Source organism: Microbacterium sp. A84 (genome assembly GCF_051842815.1).
Lineage (GTDB): Bacteria > Actinomycetota > Actinomycetes > Actinomycetales > Microbacteriaceae > Microbacterium.
Genome location: NZ_JBPXMS010000001.1, coordinates 570339 through 585995, shown reverse-complemented (window position 1 = coordinate 585995; position 15657 = coordinate 570339). Strand labels below are relative to the sequence as shown.

The following is a 15657-nucleotide window of genomic DNA, read 5'->3' as shown; positions in this document are numbered from 1 at the left end:
GAAGACCCGACTAAACGGCCCATTTGTGGTGCCGGTACGTGACATCGTCCGACGCCCGGGAGAGATGCGCGAGCATCAGTTCTCCGTAGCTTTGAAAGAGCAGTGGGGTGAGGGCATCGTCTCGGTCGAAGCCAGTGCTGAGATCGACGTCGAAGTGCGACTCGAGTCGGTCCACGAGGGCATCCTCGTCTCCGGAACCGCGGACGCAGAGTACAAAGGCGTGTGCGGAAGATGCCTGATTGACATCGCCGAGCCTGTCGAAGTCGAGTTCCAGGAGCTTTTCGCGTATCCTGGTGAGGAAGAAACTGACTTTGAGGTTCAAGACGACCACGTGGATCTTGAAACTCTAGTTAGGGAAGCGGTTGTACTGTCGCTTCCATTTCAGCCGGTGTGTCAGCCGGATTGCCCCGGGCTTGACCCGACATCGGGTGTGAAGCTGACCGAAAGCACCGGAGTGGAGTCAGACGCTCCCATCGATCCGCGATGGAGTGCGCTCCAACAGATCACAGACCAGGGGAGTGCGGCAGAGAGCCGTGTTCCTGAGAATACAGAAGAGAGTTAGCCATGGCTGGTAACCCCCCGAAGCGCAAGGTTTCCCGTTCCAACACCCGCTCGCGTCGCGCGCAGTGGAAGGCGGCGCCCGTTGCGCTCGTCAAGACCATTGAGAACGGCAAGACCGTTTACAGCCGCCCGCACCAGGCGAAGGTCGTCACCGACTCGCAGGGCACCGAGCTGTTCATGGAGTACAAGGGCCGCAAGGTCGCCGACGTCTGAACCACGGTCTCACGATCGTGACAGAAGTCCCCGGCGGGGCTGCATCTCTCGCAAGTAAGCTCAGGGTCGATATCGACCCTGAGCTGCTTGCGTTGGCGCTGACCCACCGCTCATACGCATACGAGCACGGCGGTAGCCCGCACAACGAGCGCCTGGAGTTTCTCGGCGACTCGGTGCTGGGGCAGGCCGTGACAGTGATGCTGTTCACGACCCACCCCGACATCGATGAGGGGCAGCTCGCCAAGAGGCGTGCCAGCGTGGTCTCCACGGTCGCCCTCGCAGAGGTCGCGAGGACCATCGGGCTGGGAGAGCACCTTCTGCTCGGGCGTGGTGAGGAACAGACCGGCGGGCGGGACAAGGATTCGATTCTCGCCGACACCATGGAGGCCGTTTTTGGTGCCACATACCTGTCGGCGGGACCCGAGGCTGCCACCGAACTCGTACTCCGCCTGACCGAACCACTGCTCGACGATCCCGAGCGATACGGTGCGGCCATGGATCCCAAAACCAGCCTGCAGGAACTGGCAGCTCGTCTTGGCTCCACACCCCCGCAGTACTCGGTGTCATCCAGCGGCCCAGATCACGACCGTCGCTTCAGTGCGACGGTGATGGTCGGCGATGTGAGCATGACCGGTGCCGGCACCAGCAAGAAGACCGCTGAGATGGCCGCGGCGCTCAGCGCATGGCGCACACTCGGCGAGAGTGCCTGAGCTTCCCGAGGTCGAGGTCGTGCGCGCTGGCCTCGCACCTGCTGTCATCGGCGCGACGATCACGAGTGTCTCGGTTATCGATGAGCGTGCACTCACGCGGCATCCCGCCGGTGCCGCTGATTTCGTCGGGCGCCTCGAGGGTGCTTCCGTCGTCGGCGCGTCTCGGCGAGGAAAGTTTCTCTGGCTTCCGCTGGGAGGCGGTGTCGATGCGATGGTCGCCCATCTGGGTATGAGCGGTCAGATGCTCCTGCGCGCGCCCAATGCACCGGCCGAGCGGCATGAGCGCATCCGCCTCGGCATCGAGCATCCGCAGCACGGTGAGCTCGCGATCGTGTTCTCTGATCAGCGCACGTTCGGCTCTCTCGCCGTTGACGCGCTCGTGTCTGACGGTCCTGATCTGATTCCCACACAGGTGCAGCACATTGCCCGTGATCCCTTGGATACCGGGTTCGATGATGCGGCGTTCGTCGCCGGAGTGCGCCGACGTTCCAGTGCGATCAAACGTATTCTTCTCGATCAGACCGTCGTCAGCGGAATCGGCAACATCTATGCCGATGAGTCGCTGTGGGCTGCGCGCATCCACCCGGAGATACAGGGCAGTGCGCTGTCAGCGCAGGCTGTGCGTCGGCTGCTCGGCGAAGTGCGCCTCGTGCTGGAGAAGGCTCTCGCTGAAGGCGGCACGAGTTTCGACGCGCAGTATGTGAACGTGAACGGGCAGGCGGGGTACTTCGCACATTCACTGAACGTTTACGGACAGCAAGGGACGCCGTGCCGACGCTGCGGGTCGCCGATCAAACGGGCTCCGTTCATGGGACGCTCGTCGCATTTTTGCCTTGTCTGCCAGCGGTTACGGTGATTTGAAGGATCAATCCGTTATCTCCAGCGCCCCACCTAGTTCTGGCTAGAGCTAGATTCGGCCCCGCTCGTCTACGGGACGACGACGGTAGTCACGCCATGCCTCTATAAGATCCTCGCGCGAACCTTCCGGGTGTGCCTGATACCAGGCCCGTGTGAAACGGTTGTACTCGAACTGTGAGCCGATGGCCTTCTGGCCCTGATCACGACTTGCATAGTAATGTTCAAGGGCGTCTTGGAGAGTCTGGGTGCCGTCAGCGTCCGCGAAGAATGCGCGCAACTCGCCGTCAAAGCCGAAAGACTCGCCCACCTGTTCGATGAACCACGCACGCACGGTCTGACTGCACGGCTGGCCTCTTGGGATCACGGTCGAGGCAGAGAGTGGGCCGGAGAGTTGCGCCTTGTTTCCTGAGCGCTGCGTCACCGGCTCTGTAAAAGACACACCGTTGAGAGCCGCGGCTAGACGCTGCGTCAACACTTCCTTGCTGCCGGTGGCTCGGATACCGAGTGAGCGCGCGAAGTCGGCCAACTCATCCTTGAGCCAGTACCAGCGCAATAGTTCATTTCCGGTCAGGTCGCCAGTCAGGTCAGGGCGCTGCGGATTCGTGGAAGTCACTGTATGTACTCTACGGAAGGGAATGCCGCGGACGAGGCTCGTGCCATGACAGGTGAGCGGGAGAACCAGAGGTTGCTAAATTGATGCATGTGTTTAGACCGATTACTATCGATGTCGACCGAGACAGCGTTGCGATGGGTGACGACATGCAATCCCATGCTCACCAGGTCACGGTTGCGTCCGGCACGCGGCTGAGCGCTCTCTTAGGTCGAGCCTCGCCTGGCATTCGGCAGCATGGCTGGTCTTGGGTCGCTGTCGCGGATGGTCGCGTTGCTGCCGTCTGGTCAGTGGATCACGGCGTACAGCTGCTCGTCCCCGACAGCCGGGTGACATCCAAGGGTGGGCCACACAGCGTACATTTTCGCTACTTTCTCCAGATCGACCCCGCCTGGCTGCATCGCCGTCTTATTGAAGGCGCCGTCCCGAATCTGAAGTCCCTCGAACGTGAGTACCAACCGCTTGCGCGGGTTGCGTGGGAGCAGGAACAGCGTCGACGCGAAAACGAGCTTCCCGATCGACTGCTGACAGCAGAATGCACCTCAGCGCTGCAGTCATTTGGCGCCCAGATCGACCTGCACAACGACCGCACAATCCGGTTTAACCTGTTCGGCACACAGTGGACAGCGAGCGGCTCTGACACCATGATTCAGATCCACAGCGGAGAGGGTGGGCCGGCCGCCTCAATTCGACCGTCGACGTTCGCAGAATGTTGGTTGGTGGCCGCGGTCGGCGCGGAGATGAGGATCTCCCGTGACATCCCTCGCCTGCCTCACTTTCAGCCGCTCCCGGCACCACGGTTAAAGCCGATGACAAGCTGGCCTCCGGGTGTGCAGCGTTGGACGACCAACGGAAACTTGATTGCCCAGCTCTCTGGCGCCGATGCCGTCTCCTACTTTCGGATCGCCGTCGGGCGTTCTATCGCCGAGATTGCTGAGCTCCTCACGGAGGACCTGCCTCTGAGCCACCGTCGCTGATCTCGGAGAACTTGGCCGGGTCATCGCCACAGATTAGGGTTCACGGCTAGACACCGTTTCAGCCTTGGACACGGCATGCTCTCAAAACCGAATTTTGCTCACATATACCGGATGCTGAGGAGCGATCGTGGATTTGCGATGGTTGGGTGCTGCTGAGCACGAAGTCGCCGAGGCAATGGCGCGGGTGCGCCGCACGGCACGGCCGAGTTGGGTGCCGACCAAGCGCCAGGTGCTCGTGCATGTGAATCACTGCCTCATGTTGTGGTACCTGTGCATCGTGTTGATGACACTCGGAATTCGTATCGATACGCTTCAGCAGAATCGCATCGACGCCGTCGATATCCGAGACATGGCGATTTGCACCGCGGTGTTCGTCGCCTGGCTGTATGGGGCTTTCTGGCTGTATCGATGGGCGGCGTTGCCGCCCTCACGCCGATCACGGATGAGCGAGTGGCGGCAGACGCTCACCGCTCTTGCGAACGGGTTCGAGGTCGAGCCGACACAGAGAACAGCGTTTGTGTCGATGATCACCGCGGGTGTGGGCCAGCCCTCCTTCTATCCTCGATTTGCCGCGCCTGGCGTCGAGTTCGGAAACCTGAAGTACCGAAGCCGTCGCTCGGGATCATGGCACTATCTCGCAGTGCAATTGCCGGTTCTGCTCCCGCATCTGCTCTTTGCGACGACGGCGACAGGTGGTCTTTTCGACGAACTTCCGGTTGCCCTCAAGCGAGACCAGCGGCTGTCGCTGGAAGGCGACTTCGATCGTTGGTTCCACCTCTACACTCCGGCCACCTACGAGCGGGACGCCCTCTTTGTGGTCACACCGGACGTGATGGCCGAGTTGATCGACAATGCTCACCAGTTCAACATCGAAATCGTCGATGACCATCTCGTCTTCTTCGCACCTTCGCCTGCAGACTTCACTGCCGCCGAGTCATGGCGAACTGTGGAATCGCTGTTGCAAGCGGCGATACCGGTGATCGCGAACGCGAGCCGCTACCGCGATGAGCGAGTGCCACAGCAGCAACGCTCAGCGGCGATTGCTTCGATCCGCGCATCGACCAAAACACCCGGAGCCACATGGGTCGAACCCGTGCCTCGGATCGACCCCACCGGACACCGACTCGATATGCGCGACCGCCGCACGGGAGCCTGGTCGGTTCTCGGCGCCATCGGCTGGTTCGCGACGCTCGTGTTCCTTTATGCGGTGCCCGGCATCTTCGCCTTCGCTGGCTTCATGTCCATCGTCGACGGCCGTTAGAACATCTGATTCAGAAGCGGTCAGGCTGGCAGAAACGCTCGCCCTAGTAGTGGACGGGTCATGCGTACTCCTGCCCAGACCAGCGCGATTCCGAGTCCGACTACGGCAGCGATCGTCACCAGCGACAGCGGCGCAATGATCATTGCGATTCCGAGCAGGGGAAAGACCAGCGCGGCTGCGCACAGCGCCGACCCGATCGCGGTCACCAGAAGCGGTGCCATGACCGCACGAACGCGTGCGGCTTCGACCGTCGCCATCGGCACGCCGAGGAAGTGCAGACTGCGATGCAACTCCCGTTGGTCGAGAATGCCGGATGCTTGATTCACTCCGACTGAGACGGCGACCATAAGGAAGGACGCGATCAATGTGATGATCAGCCCGGTGCGGATGTCTGTGGCCAGCATCGCATTTTCTGCCGCTTCAGACCCGCTCATCGTATCGATCAACGCCACACCGGTTCCCGCGAACACTGCCATGAAGCTTGCCATCGCGATACCACTGACCTGCCGCCAGGCGGCCTTCGGTGAATCGAGCACGAAGCGCGCGGCGAGCAAACGGGCTGGCCTCTCGGCACGCTTGAGCCCACCCTTCGCATGCACCTTCAGCGCCCACGGTCCGATCAGGTTCAGCACTGCGAGCGCTGCAGCGAACATGCCTGCGATCACGACGATCGTGACGACGAGTCCGGCCATCCCAGGGAATACCTGCATGATCCCGAACGCGGCAACGAGCACAGCCACCGCGAGCACCGCACGAATCCAGTGCACCCGTGGCACCTCAGAGCGCGTGCGCACTCCGAGCGGAGAGATGACGACCTGGCGCAAACCCACCGCAGCGCTGACCGCGGCGAGCAGGAGAGCACTGGACACGACGGCGACGACGCTCAGCGGTGCGAGCAAGATCGCGTCGAGGCCGAGGGCTTCACCGCGGAATGGAATCATCCCGACCAACGGTGCACACGCGAGATACCCGAGCACCCCTGCGATGGCCCCGGCTCCCGCGACCAGGGTCGACTCAAGCACGGTCGCCCCGACGACGCCGGCGGGCGACACCCCGAGCAGACGCAGCGTCGACAGGCGCTCATCACGACGTCTGGCAGACAAGCGAGCGGCGGCGCCACCAAGATTGGTGAGCGGCACGACGAGAAGGACTAGAGCGATGGCGGCGAGAGCCTGGTAGATCCCGGCATCTGGATCGGTCCACGTCCAAAACGCCTGAGCACCGCCGACCACTGTCAGCACCAGCGCCGTCACTAATGCGAAGGCGATGGCGGGCAACGCCAGGACACCACCCTGACCCGGCGCAGGTCGTAGCAACAATGCGAACACGTGCGCGTTCATGCGGATACTCCTGCGGTGACGATCAGCCCATCGCGGACGTGCACGGTTCGCGAACAGCGCGCGGCGACATCCCCGTCGTGCGTCACCAGCACGAGAGTGCGCCCCTGGCCAGTGGTCGACCAGAGGAGTGCATCCATCACCTCGCCGGAGGTCTGCGAATCCAGCGCGCCGGTCGGTTCGTCGGCGAAGACGAGCTCGGCGCCGGTCACCTGTGCGCGGGCGATCGCAACGCGCTGCGCCTGACCGCCGGATAGTTCACCGATGCGGCGCTCCTCGAGTCCCGCCAGACCGAGGGATGCCATCCACCCCGAGGCATGCTCCAGCGCAGTTCTACGCGGTGACCCGTTGATCATCAGCGCAAGCGCGATGTTCTCGATCGCGGTGAGCTCAGGAATGAGCAACCCCTGCTGAAACACGAAGCCGAACGATTCCCTGCGCAGTCGCGAGCGCTCCCGCTCGTTCTTCGTCGTGATCTCGACCGCGGCGCCGTTCACGGGCGAGAACACCACGCTTCCGGTGTCGGGGGAGGTGATTCCTGCGAGGGCATGAAGAAGCGTCGTCTTGCCTGATCCGGACGCGCCCATGATCGCGACGGACTCCCCACGCTGCACGGCCAGAGAGACGCCAGCGAGTGCATGAGTCGTCCCGAAGGTCTTGTGCAGGGCATGGGCGTGGATGGCGGTGTCGTTCATGATTCCAGCCTCGCCGGTTCCGTGTCACGGGTCGTCCCTCTCGAGGTGCAGATCCGTGACACGGGGTCATCCCCGAGGATGATCCTTCAATCGAGCTTCTTTTGCCAGCCCGCCGCGTAGGAAGCGGGTACAAAACCGATGGCCTCGTTGATGTCGAGCATCGGCCGGTTTTCCTCGGCGTTGAACGTCGACACCTTCGGAGATTTGGGAGCAATGCCCTGCCATCGCAGCAGGTTCGCGCACTTCACTATCGTGCCCAGACGGTGTCCACGATGCGCCTCGACCACGAGGGTGCCGAACTGATGAGTGACTCCCGTCGGATCCGCTCCGATGAGGAGCTCGTTGAATGCGACCATGTCTCCGGATGCATCATGAATCACTGCGGCAACAGATACCGTCTGCCCGCCCGCGGCGAACAGTCCATCGCGACGGATGACCTTGTCCTCATCCCATGCTTCCTCTTCCATGACGAGCTCTCCGCTGGGCACGTCCGTTGCCATTCGTGCGATCATGCTGCCGTATCCGATGCGCAGATGAGCAGGCGTCGGCAGCGTCCAGGTTTCGACGCGGTACCCGGGGCCGGCGAACGCGGATGCCTTCTGAAGGCGCTTCTCGACGTCGTCGAGCGGGTCTTCGAGCGACAGCACACTGTTACGTTCGACCTGCTCCAGAGCGAAGCCGTTTGCGTGCAGCACGTCGCTGAGCGGGGTGGTGGTCACCGTGCCCCACCCGGTCGCCGGAGTGAGGGTGCTCTCGCCGAGCGCGACCGGATGCAGCGACCAGGTCTGCAGCACGCTGCGCCCGAGCGCATGCGCCTCCTGAACAAGACGGTCGAGCAGGGCCTGACCGACACCGCTACCCATCTCTGCCGGAAGCACCATAAATCCGATCTCCGCAGAGTTTGTACCCGCGGCGTTGGATGTGGTGAGCTCGGCCGCGCCGACGACCTCACGTTCGCGGCGTGCGATGAAACCGCGACGCGTACGGTCAGTCTGATCCAGCCACGACGGCAGCAGTTGTTCTGCGGTGTCCCTGAGATCATTGATGCCGGCGTCAATCTCAGCCATCCGGTTGCCGAGATCAACCATCGCGTGAAACTCTGCCGCGTCCGGCGCATCCACGCCCGTGGGGATCACCAGCTCGGTGATCGTGAGTGCTTTCATGTCAGTACCTTCTTCCATGCGCCTTCATAGGCGATGGCTGCGAAGCCAATCGCCTCGTTGATGGAGAGCATCGGCCGGTTCTCCTCGGCGTTGTAAGTGATCACCCGGTCGGATGCAGGGTGTTGTTCCCGCCACGTCAGGAGACCGGCTGTCTTGACCAGCATCCCGAGGCGGTGACCGCGGTGTGATGCGAGCACGAGAGTGTCCTCCTGATGCGTTGCCGAGGAGGAATCGGGTCCGATCGACAGCTCGTTGTATGCGCACAGCTCGCCGGAATCGATGTGCTGCGCAGCGGTGACCAGCACAGTGTTGCCAGCCTGCAGGTGACGCTCGTCGTGGCGTGCGATCCGCTCGGCATCCCACTTCTCCGCGGGCATGTCGAGGTCGGCATCGGGCACGTCTGTCGACATGTGCTCTTTCATCCAGGCGTAGCCGGCGATGTACTCGGCCGGTGTGGGGAGCGTCCACTGCACGACGCGATACCCGGATGCATGGCTCTCCGCGTCGGCGAGCAGATCGCGTGCGCGTTGCTGGCTCGCATCCGTCCACGTGAAGGTGCTCACTCGTTCGACCTGTTCCAGTGTGAAGCCGTGCCGCAGTAGGAAGCGTGCGCCATGACCGTTCGGGATCTCCCCGAAACCGGTAGGTGACGGCAGCGGAGTTTCCGAAGGCGTGGCGGGATGCTCGACCCACACCAGCAGACGCTGGACGCCTGCTTCGCGTGCGGCTGCTTCGATGTGGGGGAGTGCTGCGGAGCCGATGCCGGCTCCCCAGTGCGCGCGGATCAGGCTGATGATCGTGAACCCGGTGCGCCCACCGTCATCAGCCAGGATGTTCAGCGTGCCCACGCCGACCAGCTGATCGTCTACGGACACGTACCACTGTCGTCTGGTGAACTCCGGGCTGTCATACAGCAGCGGCAACAACGATTCGGCTGTCATGTCTTCTTCGTCGCGCCCCGTGAGGTCGCTGATCGAGGTGTTTCGTATATTCGCGTACTCGCGAACAAGCGCGGACGGCGCCGCATCCGCCTGTGCAGGAAGCACAAGCGGATGCAGCGTCGCGTTGTCGGTCAAGCGGATGCTGTTCATCGCAGTAACTCCAGGTCAGAACAGCTGGCGCTGCGCGTGATAGGCGAGCAGCGCCAGAGACTCGCGCTCGGTGGCGTGTCTGGTTTCAAACAGCCGCATCACTTCTTCACTAGACATGGTCCGCGCAGGTGACCGGCGCGGACGCTGGGCCCGCAGTAGCAGCCATACGCCGATACGGAGCGAGAGCCGATCTGCGAGTGGCAGCGCGGCCCGGTCGGTGGGGACGGTGATCTCGAGAACTTCCTGTTCCTCGGGACACGGTGGGTGGGTGGTGCTGCGAAGCAGCGTGTTCGTTTGCACGAGAGTGCTCGTTTCTTGTCGATCTTTTGTGAAGGGGGGGCGTTGCGCTGAGAGTCCGGCGTCACCGGATGCGCGGGCGAGAGGTCTCAGAGAATGGAGACGTTGCCCAGAGAAGTGCAGAGGGTCGGAGTCAAAACATCGACCGATGCGGACAGCAGGAAGAACCGGAAGAGATGGCCCGCAAGGAGCCAGAAATCTCAGGTGGTTCTATGACAGCGTGCTGTGACGGATGCCGAAGTACGAGGACGCCTGATCTACACGAGCCGTGGCAGTGCCTGCGGTGTGAGCAAAGTTATTTGAAATAATCATGAGCGTCCTCCTTTCGTGAGCGATCCGATTTGCAAAGTTAGTGCCCCAATAGGTGTGACGTCAAGCATCCTGGTGTTTTCTCGGCGTGTCGCGCGCATGCCGGATCACGTTCTGTACCGCGCGGGATGCCGGAAACTGTGCGGATTTCCGGTAGCGTGGCGGCGTGATTCTCCCTGGACGAACGGTGCCCGCATGCATCTGAAAAGCCTGACGCTTAAGGGCTTCAAATCGTTCGCCCAGCCCACAAGCTTTGTCTTCGAACCTGGCGTGACCTGCATCGTTGGGCCGAACGGCTCGGGAAAATCGAACGTCGTCGACGCTCTCGCCTGGGTCATGGGCGAGCAGGGAGCGAAAACGCTTCGTGGCGGGAAGATGGAAGACGTCATTTTTGCCGGTACGTCGACTCGCGGTCCGCTCGGGCGTGCTGAAGTGCAGCTGAGCATCGACAACAGCGACGGTGCCCTACCGATTGAATTTGCCGAGGTGACGATCAGTCGCACGCTGTTCCGCAATGGATCCAGCGAGTATGCGATCAACGGGTCCAGCTGCCGGCTCCTTGATGTGCAAGAGCTGCTGAGCGACTCCGGCCTGGGCCGCGAGATGCACGTGATCGTGGGCCAGGGGCGCCTCGACACGGTGCTGCAGGCATCGCCGGAGGACCGTCGAGGATTCATCGAGGAAGCTGCCGGCATCCTCAAACACCGTCGCCGCAAGGAGAAGACTCTTCGCAAGCTCGACGCGATGGAGGCCAACCTCACGCGTCTCAGCGATCTCGCCGGTGAGATTCGCCGCCAGCTCAAGCCGCTGGGCCGTCAGGCCGAGATCGCTCGCGAAGCGCAGACCATCGCGGCGGTTCTCCGGGACGCGAAGGCCCGGATCTTCGCCGACGATGTCGTCGCGCTGCGCACGGCTTTGGCCGACCACACTCGCACCGAGCGGGAGCGGCACACCGAGCGTCTCGTGCTGACCGACCAGGCCGACACGGTGCGCGCCGGCATCGCGAAGCTCGAAGCCGATCAGAACTCTGCCGCAGTCGATGAGGCGCGGCGGGTCACCTTCGGTCTTGAACAGGTTCAGGAACGGATGCGTTCGCTGTACACGCTCGCGAACCAGCGGCTCGCGTTGCTGGGTTCTGAACAATACGACGCCGCTGTGACGTCGGTGACGGTCACACAGTCGACGATCGATGAGGCCAAGGACAACATCACCGAGATCTCTGCCGGGCTCGGAGATGCGCAGGATAACGCGGTTTCCGCCAGCCGTGAGGTGGTGAACGCGCGGGCAGAGCTCGACACTTTGGACGTCGATATCGCTGAGCAGAGTGCGCTGGTCTCAGAGCACGACATGCGGCTGACGGCGCTACGGGGGACGGCAGAGGCCGCGGCATCCGCTCTCGCCGCGGTGCGCGGCGCAGTGCTGCGGCAGGAGAACGCTCTCGAGGCGGCGAACGAGCGGCGCCGCGAGGCCGCTGAGGCGTTGGAGTTGCTCGACGAAGCGGAGGCGCCGGAAGGCAGCGCAGCCGAGCACGCGGCGGCCTACGAGACCGCGCAACGAGAGGCCACGGCAGCGGATGCCGAGCGGGAGAGCCTGCGCGAGCGCCTGCACACGGTTGAACGTGAAGCCGAATCACTGACGGCGAAAGCATCCGCGCTGAGCAGTGCGCTCTCGTTATCTGGTGGCGCAGCGGAAGTTGTGAAGTCAGGCGCGCCCGGGGTACGTGGACTTGTCGGTGACGCGGTGCAAGTCAAGGCAGGTTTCGAGGCTGCCATCGCCGCAGTTCTCGGTTCTCTCGCCGAAGGTGTGCTGGTCGACGATGCCGACGCGGCCTTCGCCCTTGCCGCTGATTCGACAGCGCAGAAGCGTGGAGTCGTCGATTTCGTGATGGCCGATGCCCTGCGCGACCTCACGGCGCTGCCCGAGATCGCGGGTGTCACAGTGGCGTCCTCGGTCGTCACCGCGCCGGACGGTGTACTCGGGGTGCTCTCGCACGTGCTAATCGCTGATGATCTTCCCGCTGCGCGCGGTGCCCGTGCCACACTCGATGCGCTCGGTGATACAGCGGTGACGATCGTGACGACAGGCGGTGACGTTGTTACCGCGCAGACGTTGCGCACCGGATCTGGTGGCGAACGCTCTCGCCTGGAACTCGCGGCGGAACGCGATGCTGCGCAGGATCGTCTCGCCGAGGTGAGGGTGATTGTCGATACGCTGCGCGAGGAGCGCGAGCACGCCTCGGAGCGCCTTGAGCAGACCAGACGCCGGGCCAAGGACGCGCTGAGCGCACTGCGCGAGCACGACGCCGCGCTGGCGACATACGCGGAACAAGCCAACCGGGTCACCGTTCGGCACGAGTCGGCTGCCGCCGAGTGCGAGCGACTCGAGGCAGGACTTGTCCAGGCGCAGGCAACAGTGGCGGATGCACAGGCCTCTGCGACCGCGGCGAGGACCGCACTCGAAGACGCAGAAGCAACGCCGCGACCGGTTCTCGATGCGTCGGCACGTGATGGCTTGCTTGAGGCGCTCGACGCGGCGCGCGAGACAGAAGTACGTGCGCGTCTGGAGATCGAGACACTGCGCGAGCGGGTGCGGGCAGCCCAGTCGCGAGTCGCGAGTCTGGAGCGTCAGCGTGAACAGGAACGCGATGCCGCGACTGAGGCCGCGCGTCGTGCCGTGATCCGTCGCGCACAGCGCGAAGCGGCTGCCGGCGTCGCGGGGGAGTTGCCCCGCATCCTTGACTCGATCGACCGATCGGTGACGGAAGCGCGCGTGGCCCTGAACGAGGCCGAGAACGCACGCTCGGCGCAGAACGAGGAACTCACGGCCTTTCGCGTCCAGGAGACGTCGCTTCGCGAGAGGCTGGCTGGCCTCACTGAAAGTGTGCACGGCCTTGAACTGCAGATCCACGAGAAGAAGCTGCATCTGACGAGCCTGCTGGAGCGCGTCGCATCCGAGCTAGCTCTCGATGAAGATATTCTCGTTGCGGAATATGGTCCGGATCAGGCGGTGCCGCGCGACCCGCTGGCAGCGGGCGAGTCGGAGTCGGAGCCGGACGACATCGATGGCGTCGATTCGACCGCGATCCCGTATGACCGGCGCATGCAGCAGCGCCGATTGGCTGAGGCAGAGCGCAAGCTCAACCAGCTCGGGCGCGTGAACCCGCTGGCTCTGGAGGAATTCGCAGCCCTCGAGCAGCGTCATGCGTTCCTCACTGAACAGCTCGCCGATCTCACTCAGACGCGTCAGGATCTGCTCACGATCATCGGCGAGCTTGACGAGCGTATGCAGACGATCTTCGCGAGCGCGTTCGAAGACACCAGGCAGGCGTTCCTTGAAGTGTTCCCGCTCTTGTTCCCCGGTGGGGCCGGCAGCATTTCGCTGACCGATCCGGACAACATGCTCACGACGGGCATCGAGGTGTCGGTACGGCCAGTCGGCAAGAAAATCGAGCGGCTGTCCTTGCTGTCGGGTGGTGAGCGGTCGCTGGCGGCCGTCGCGCTGCTGGTCGCGATCTTCAAGGCGCGCCCCAGCCCGTTCTACATCCTGGACGAAGTTGAGGCCGCACTCGATGACGCGAACCTCGGGCGCCTGCTGACGGTCTTCGAACAACTGCGTGAGAGCTCACAACTGCTGGTGATCACTCACCAGAAGCGCACGATGGAGATCGCCGACGCGCTCTACGGCGTCTCAATGCGCCAGGACGGTGTCTCTGCGGTGGTCGGTCAGCGCGTCGGGGACAGGGCTGCTGCCGCCGGCTGAGCCGGATTGGGCTGTGCACAACTTCGGATCATCGGGCCGCCGTACGGCGTGTCGTCGTCGTGAAGCGGCGTGTCTTCTCTGCGCTCCGAAGTTGTGCACGGTCACAGGTGCGAATGGAGGGTGCGCTCGAACTCCTCGACTGCCGGGGCAAAGCCTGGGAGATCCTGTGGGCGATGTGCCGCACCCTCCAAGACGACCTGCCGTGCGCCGTTCTCGGTCAGGATGCGAGCGATCATTCGGCCTCTTCGTTCCATCCGCCTGTGACGACGAGCGTCGGGATGCCAGCGAGCATGTGATCACGGATGCCGTGTCCCCACGGGACATTTGTGTCCGCCCAGTGCTCGGCGACCGGTCGTTCGGCCTCCCACACGTCGGCGTCGAATGGTCCGCCGAACATCAGCGGACGCATGATCGCCCAGAACCCGCGCAGGTTCCCGGCATCCGCCTGTGCACGCGCTTCGGTGACGGACGAGATGTGGCGCTCCACCTCAGCCTCACCGCGCGCGATGTCGTAGAGGGCGGGCTCCACCAGCACGAGTCCGGCGATACCGAGGTCGCCGGATGCGGCGGCGAGGACGGCGGGCACTGCGCCGATGGAGTGCGCGAAGAGGACAGTGCGTTGCTTCGAACAGCTGCGAACGAGCCATTCGACCTGCTCCGGGATCATCGATCCTGGCTCAAAACTGAGGAACTCACCGAGCGCGTGGTCGGCGGCCGGCCATGCTGCCGTCCCACGACGGCCCGCACCGTGGATGTACAGCCTGGTGAACGTCATGCACCCGAGCCTATGCAGTGCCGAATCCCAGACGGACACAGGTCCGTGCGGCGTGTCAGACCTCGCGGAGCCTCTGACACGCCGTGCGTGAGGTCCGGCGTCCGGGAATCGGGACGGCGCCCAGCCTCGGCACCGTAGGCTGGAGACATGGCGGAGAAGTCCTGGTCCCTCGGTCGCGCACTGCGCGGCATGTTCGTCAAGCCCACGATCGATGAGATGACGTGGGAAGAGCTCGAGACCGCGCTGATCACGGCTGACTTCGGCCCTGACATCTCCGAGCGCATCGTCGAAGAACTCCGTGAGAAGGTCGCCCGGTTCCGCACCACCGACCCGAAGGATCTGCAGCGGATGCTGCGGGAGACGCTCGAGGAGCACTTCGCGAAGTTCGATACGACGCTGAAGCTCACTGAGCGTCCGGCCGTTGTGCTTGTCGTCGGCGTCAACGGCGTCGGCAAGACCACCACGATCGGCAAGTTCACGAAGTTCCTGCGCGGATTCCAGCGCAGCGTCGTCGTGGGTGCGGCAGACACCTTCCGTGCTGCCGCCGTCGACCAGCTGGCAACCTGGGCCCAGCGAGGGGGAGCGGCAATCGTTCGCCCGCAGCAGGAGGGCCAGGATCCAGCATCCGTCGCATATCAGACTGTTGAATTCGCGCAGCGCGAGGGCATCGAGATCGTGATCATCGACACCGCTGGACGCCTGCACACCAAGGGCGGGCTCATGGATGAGCTGGGCAAGATCCGTCGTGTGATCGAGAAACAGGCGCCGATCAGCGAGGTGCTGTTGGTCTTGGATGCCACCACCGGGCAGAACGGCGTCATGCAGGCCGAGGCCTTCCTCAAGCATGCCGGAGTTACCGGTCTCGTGCTCACCAAGCTCGACGGCTCAGCAAAGGGTGGCTTCGTGCTGGCGGTGCAGGAGCGCACTGGCATCCCGGTCAAACTCCTTGGACAGGGCGAGGGAATCGATGATCTCACCGGATTCACACCCCACGTCTTCGTAGCATCCCTTGTCGGTCAGTGATGGGACTGGTTTTATAGC

Annotated in this window: 16 protein-coding genes; 8 read left to right on the top strand and 8 right to left on the bottom strand. The window is 63.5% G+C overall.

What is annotated here, in order from left to right:
- Nucleotides 1–64: 64 nt before the first annotated feature.
- The 4 genes from ACSU04_RS02980 to mutM are packed head-to-tail and all read left to right on the top strand — an operon-like array spanning nt 65 to nt 2340.
- Complete coding sequence (locus ACSU04_RS02980) at nt 65–562, top strand: YceD family protein (protein WP_439278332.1); 498 nt, start codon at nt 65–67, stop codon at nt 560–562.
- A 2-nt stretch (nt 563–564) separates the two neighbouring features.
- Nucleotides 565–774, top strand: a complete 210-nt coding sequence (rpmF, locus tag ACSU04_RS02975; protein ID WP_439278331.1) for a 50S ribosomal protein L32 — start codon at nt 565–567, stop codon at nt 772–774.
- A 17-nt stretch (nt 775–791) separates the two neighbouring features.
- Nucleotides 792–1484 (top strand): ribonuclease III, encoded by a 693-nt coding sequence (gene rnc, locus ACSU04_RS02970; RefSeq protein ID WP_439278330.1) that lies wholly within the window; start codon nt 792–794, stop codon nt 1482–1484.
- A complete protein-coding gene (mutM, locus tag ACSU04_RS02965) occupies nt 1477–2340 on the top strand; it encodes a bifunctional DNA-formamidopyrimidine glycosylase/DNA-(apurinic or apyrimidinic site) lyase (protein WP_439288389.1) in 864 nt (287 codons plus the stop codon). Before rnc ends, mutM begins: the two co-directional genes overlap by 8 nt.
- A 51-nt stretch (nt 2341–2391) precedes the next feature.
- Here the strand turns inward: mutM and ACSU04_RS02960 are convergent, their stop codons facing one another.
- Nucleotides 2392–2955 carry a DUF6434 domain-containing protein gene (locus ACSU04_RS02960; RefSeq protein WP_439288388.1) on the bottom strand — a complete coding sequence of 188 codons (564 nt, stop codon included), beginning with the start codon at nt 2953–2955 and terminating at the stop codon, nt 2392–2394.
- A 146-nt stretch (nt 2956–3101) separates the two neighbouring features.
- On the opposite strand from ACSU04_RS02960, the gene ACSU04_RS02955 reads away from it, so the two are divergent.
- Nucleotides 3102–3929 (top strand): hypothetical protein, encoded by an 828-nt coding sequence (locus ACSU04_RS02955; RefSeq protein WP_439288387.1) that lies wholly within the window; start codon nt 3102–3104, stop codon nt 3927–3929.
- Between the two features lie 127 nt (nt 3930–4056).
- On the top strand, nt 4057–5190 hold the full coding sequence (locus ACSU04_RS02950) for a hypothetical protein (protein ID WP_439278326.1): 1134 nt from the start codon (nt 4057–4059) through the stop codon (nt 5188–5190).
- A 20-nt stretch (nt 5191–5210) separates the two neighbouring features.
- Here the strand turns inward: ACSU04_RS02950 and ACSU04_RS02945 are convergent, their stop codons facing one another.
- The 5 genes from ACSU04_RS02945 to ACSU04_RS02925 form a co-directional block, all read right to left on the bottom strand.
- Complete coding sequence (locus tag ACSU04_RS02945; protein ID WP_439288386.1) at nt 5211–6530, bottom strand: permease; 1320 nt, start codon at nt 6528–6530, stop codon at nt 5211–5213.
- On the bottom strand, nt 6527–7222 hold the full coding sequence (locus ACSU04_RS02940; protein ID WP_439278324.1) for an ABC transporter ATP-binding protein: 696 nt from the start codon (nt 7220–7222) through the stop codon (nt 6527–6529). The genes ACSU04_RS02945 and ACSU04_RS02940 overlap by 4 nt, the downstream gene beginning before the upstream one ends.
- 86 nt (nt 7223–7308) lie before the next feature.
- Complete coding sequence (locus ACSU04_RS02935; protein ID WP_439278323.1) at nt 7309–8385, bottom strand: GNAT family N-acetyltransferase; 1077 nt, start codon at nt 8383–8385, stop codon at nt 7309–7311.
- Nucleotides 8382–9476: a GNAT family N-acetyltransferase gene (locus tag ACSU04_RS02930; protein ID WP_439288385.1), complete on the bottom strand. Its 1095-nt coding sequence runs from the start codon at nt 9474–9476 to the stop codon at nt 8382–8384. The genes ACSU04_RS02935 and ACSU04_RS02930 overlap by 4 nt, the downstream gene beginning before the upstream one ends.
- Nucleotides 9477–9491: 15 nt before the next feature.
- Nucleotides 9492–9776, bottom strand: a complete 285-nt coding sequence (locus ACSU04_RS02925) for a hypothetical protein (RefSeq protein WP_439288384.1) — start codon at nt 9774–9776, stop codon at nt 9492–9494.
- A 501-nt stretch (nt 9777–10277) separates the two neighbouring features.
- Here ACSU04_RS02925 and smc point away from each other — a divergent pair.
- Nucleotides 10278–13841 (top strand): chromosome segregation protein SMC, encoded by a 3564-nt coding sequence (gene smc / locus ACSU04_RS02920; protein WP_439288383.1) that lies wholly within the window; start codon nt 10278–10280, stop codon nt 13839–13841.
- 101 nt (nt 13842–13942) lie between these two features.
- On the opposite strand, the gene ACSU04_RS02915 is transcribed toward smc, so the two are convergent.
- Nucleotides 13943–14077: a hypothetical protein gene (locus ACSU04_RS02915; RefSeq protein WP_439288382.1), complete on the bottom strand. Its 135-nt coding sequence runs from the start codon at nt 14075–14077 to the stop codon at nt 13943–13945.
- Entirely contained in the window at nt 14074–14616 is a 543-nt protein-coding gene (locus ACSU04_RS02910) for a hypothetical protein (protein WP_439288381.1), read from the bottom strand. The genes ACSU04_RS02915 and ACSU04_RS02910 overlap by 4 nt, the downstream gene beginning before the upstream one ends.
- Before the next feature lie 147 nt (nt 14617–14763).
- On the opposite strand from ACSU04_RS02910, the gene ftsY reads away from it, so the two are divergent.
- Nucleotides 14764–15639: a signal recognition particle-docking protein FtsY gene (gene ftsY / locus ACSU04_RS02905; protein WP_439288380.1), complete on the top strand. Its 876-nt coding sequence runs from the start codon at nt 14764–14766 to the stop codon at nt 15637–15639.
- The last annotated feature ends 18 nt before the right edge of the window (nt 15640–15657 follow it).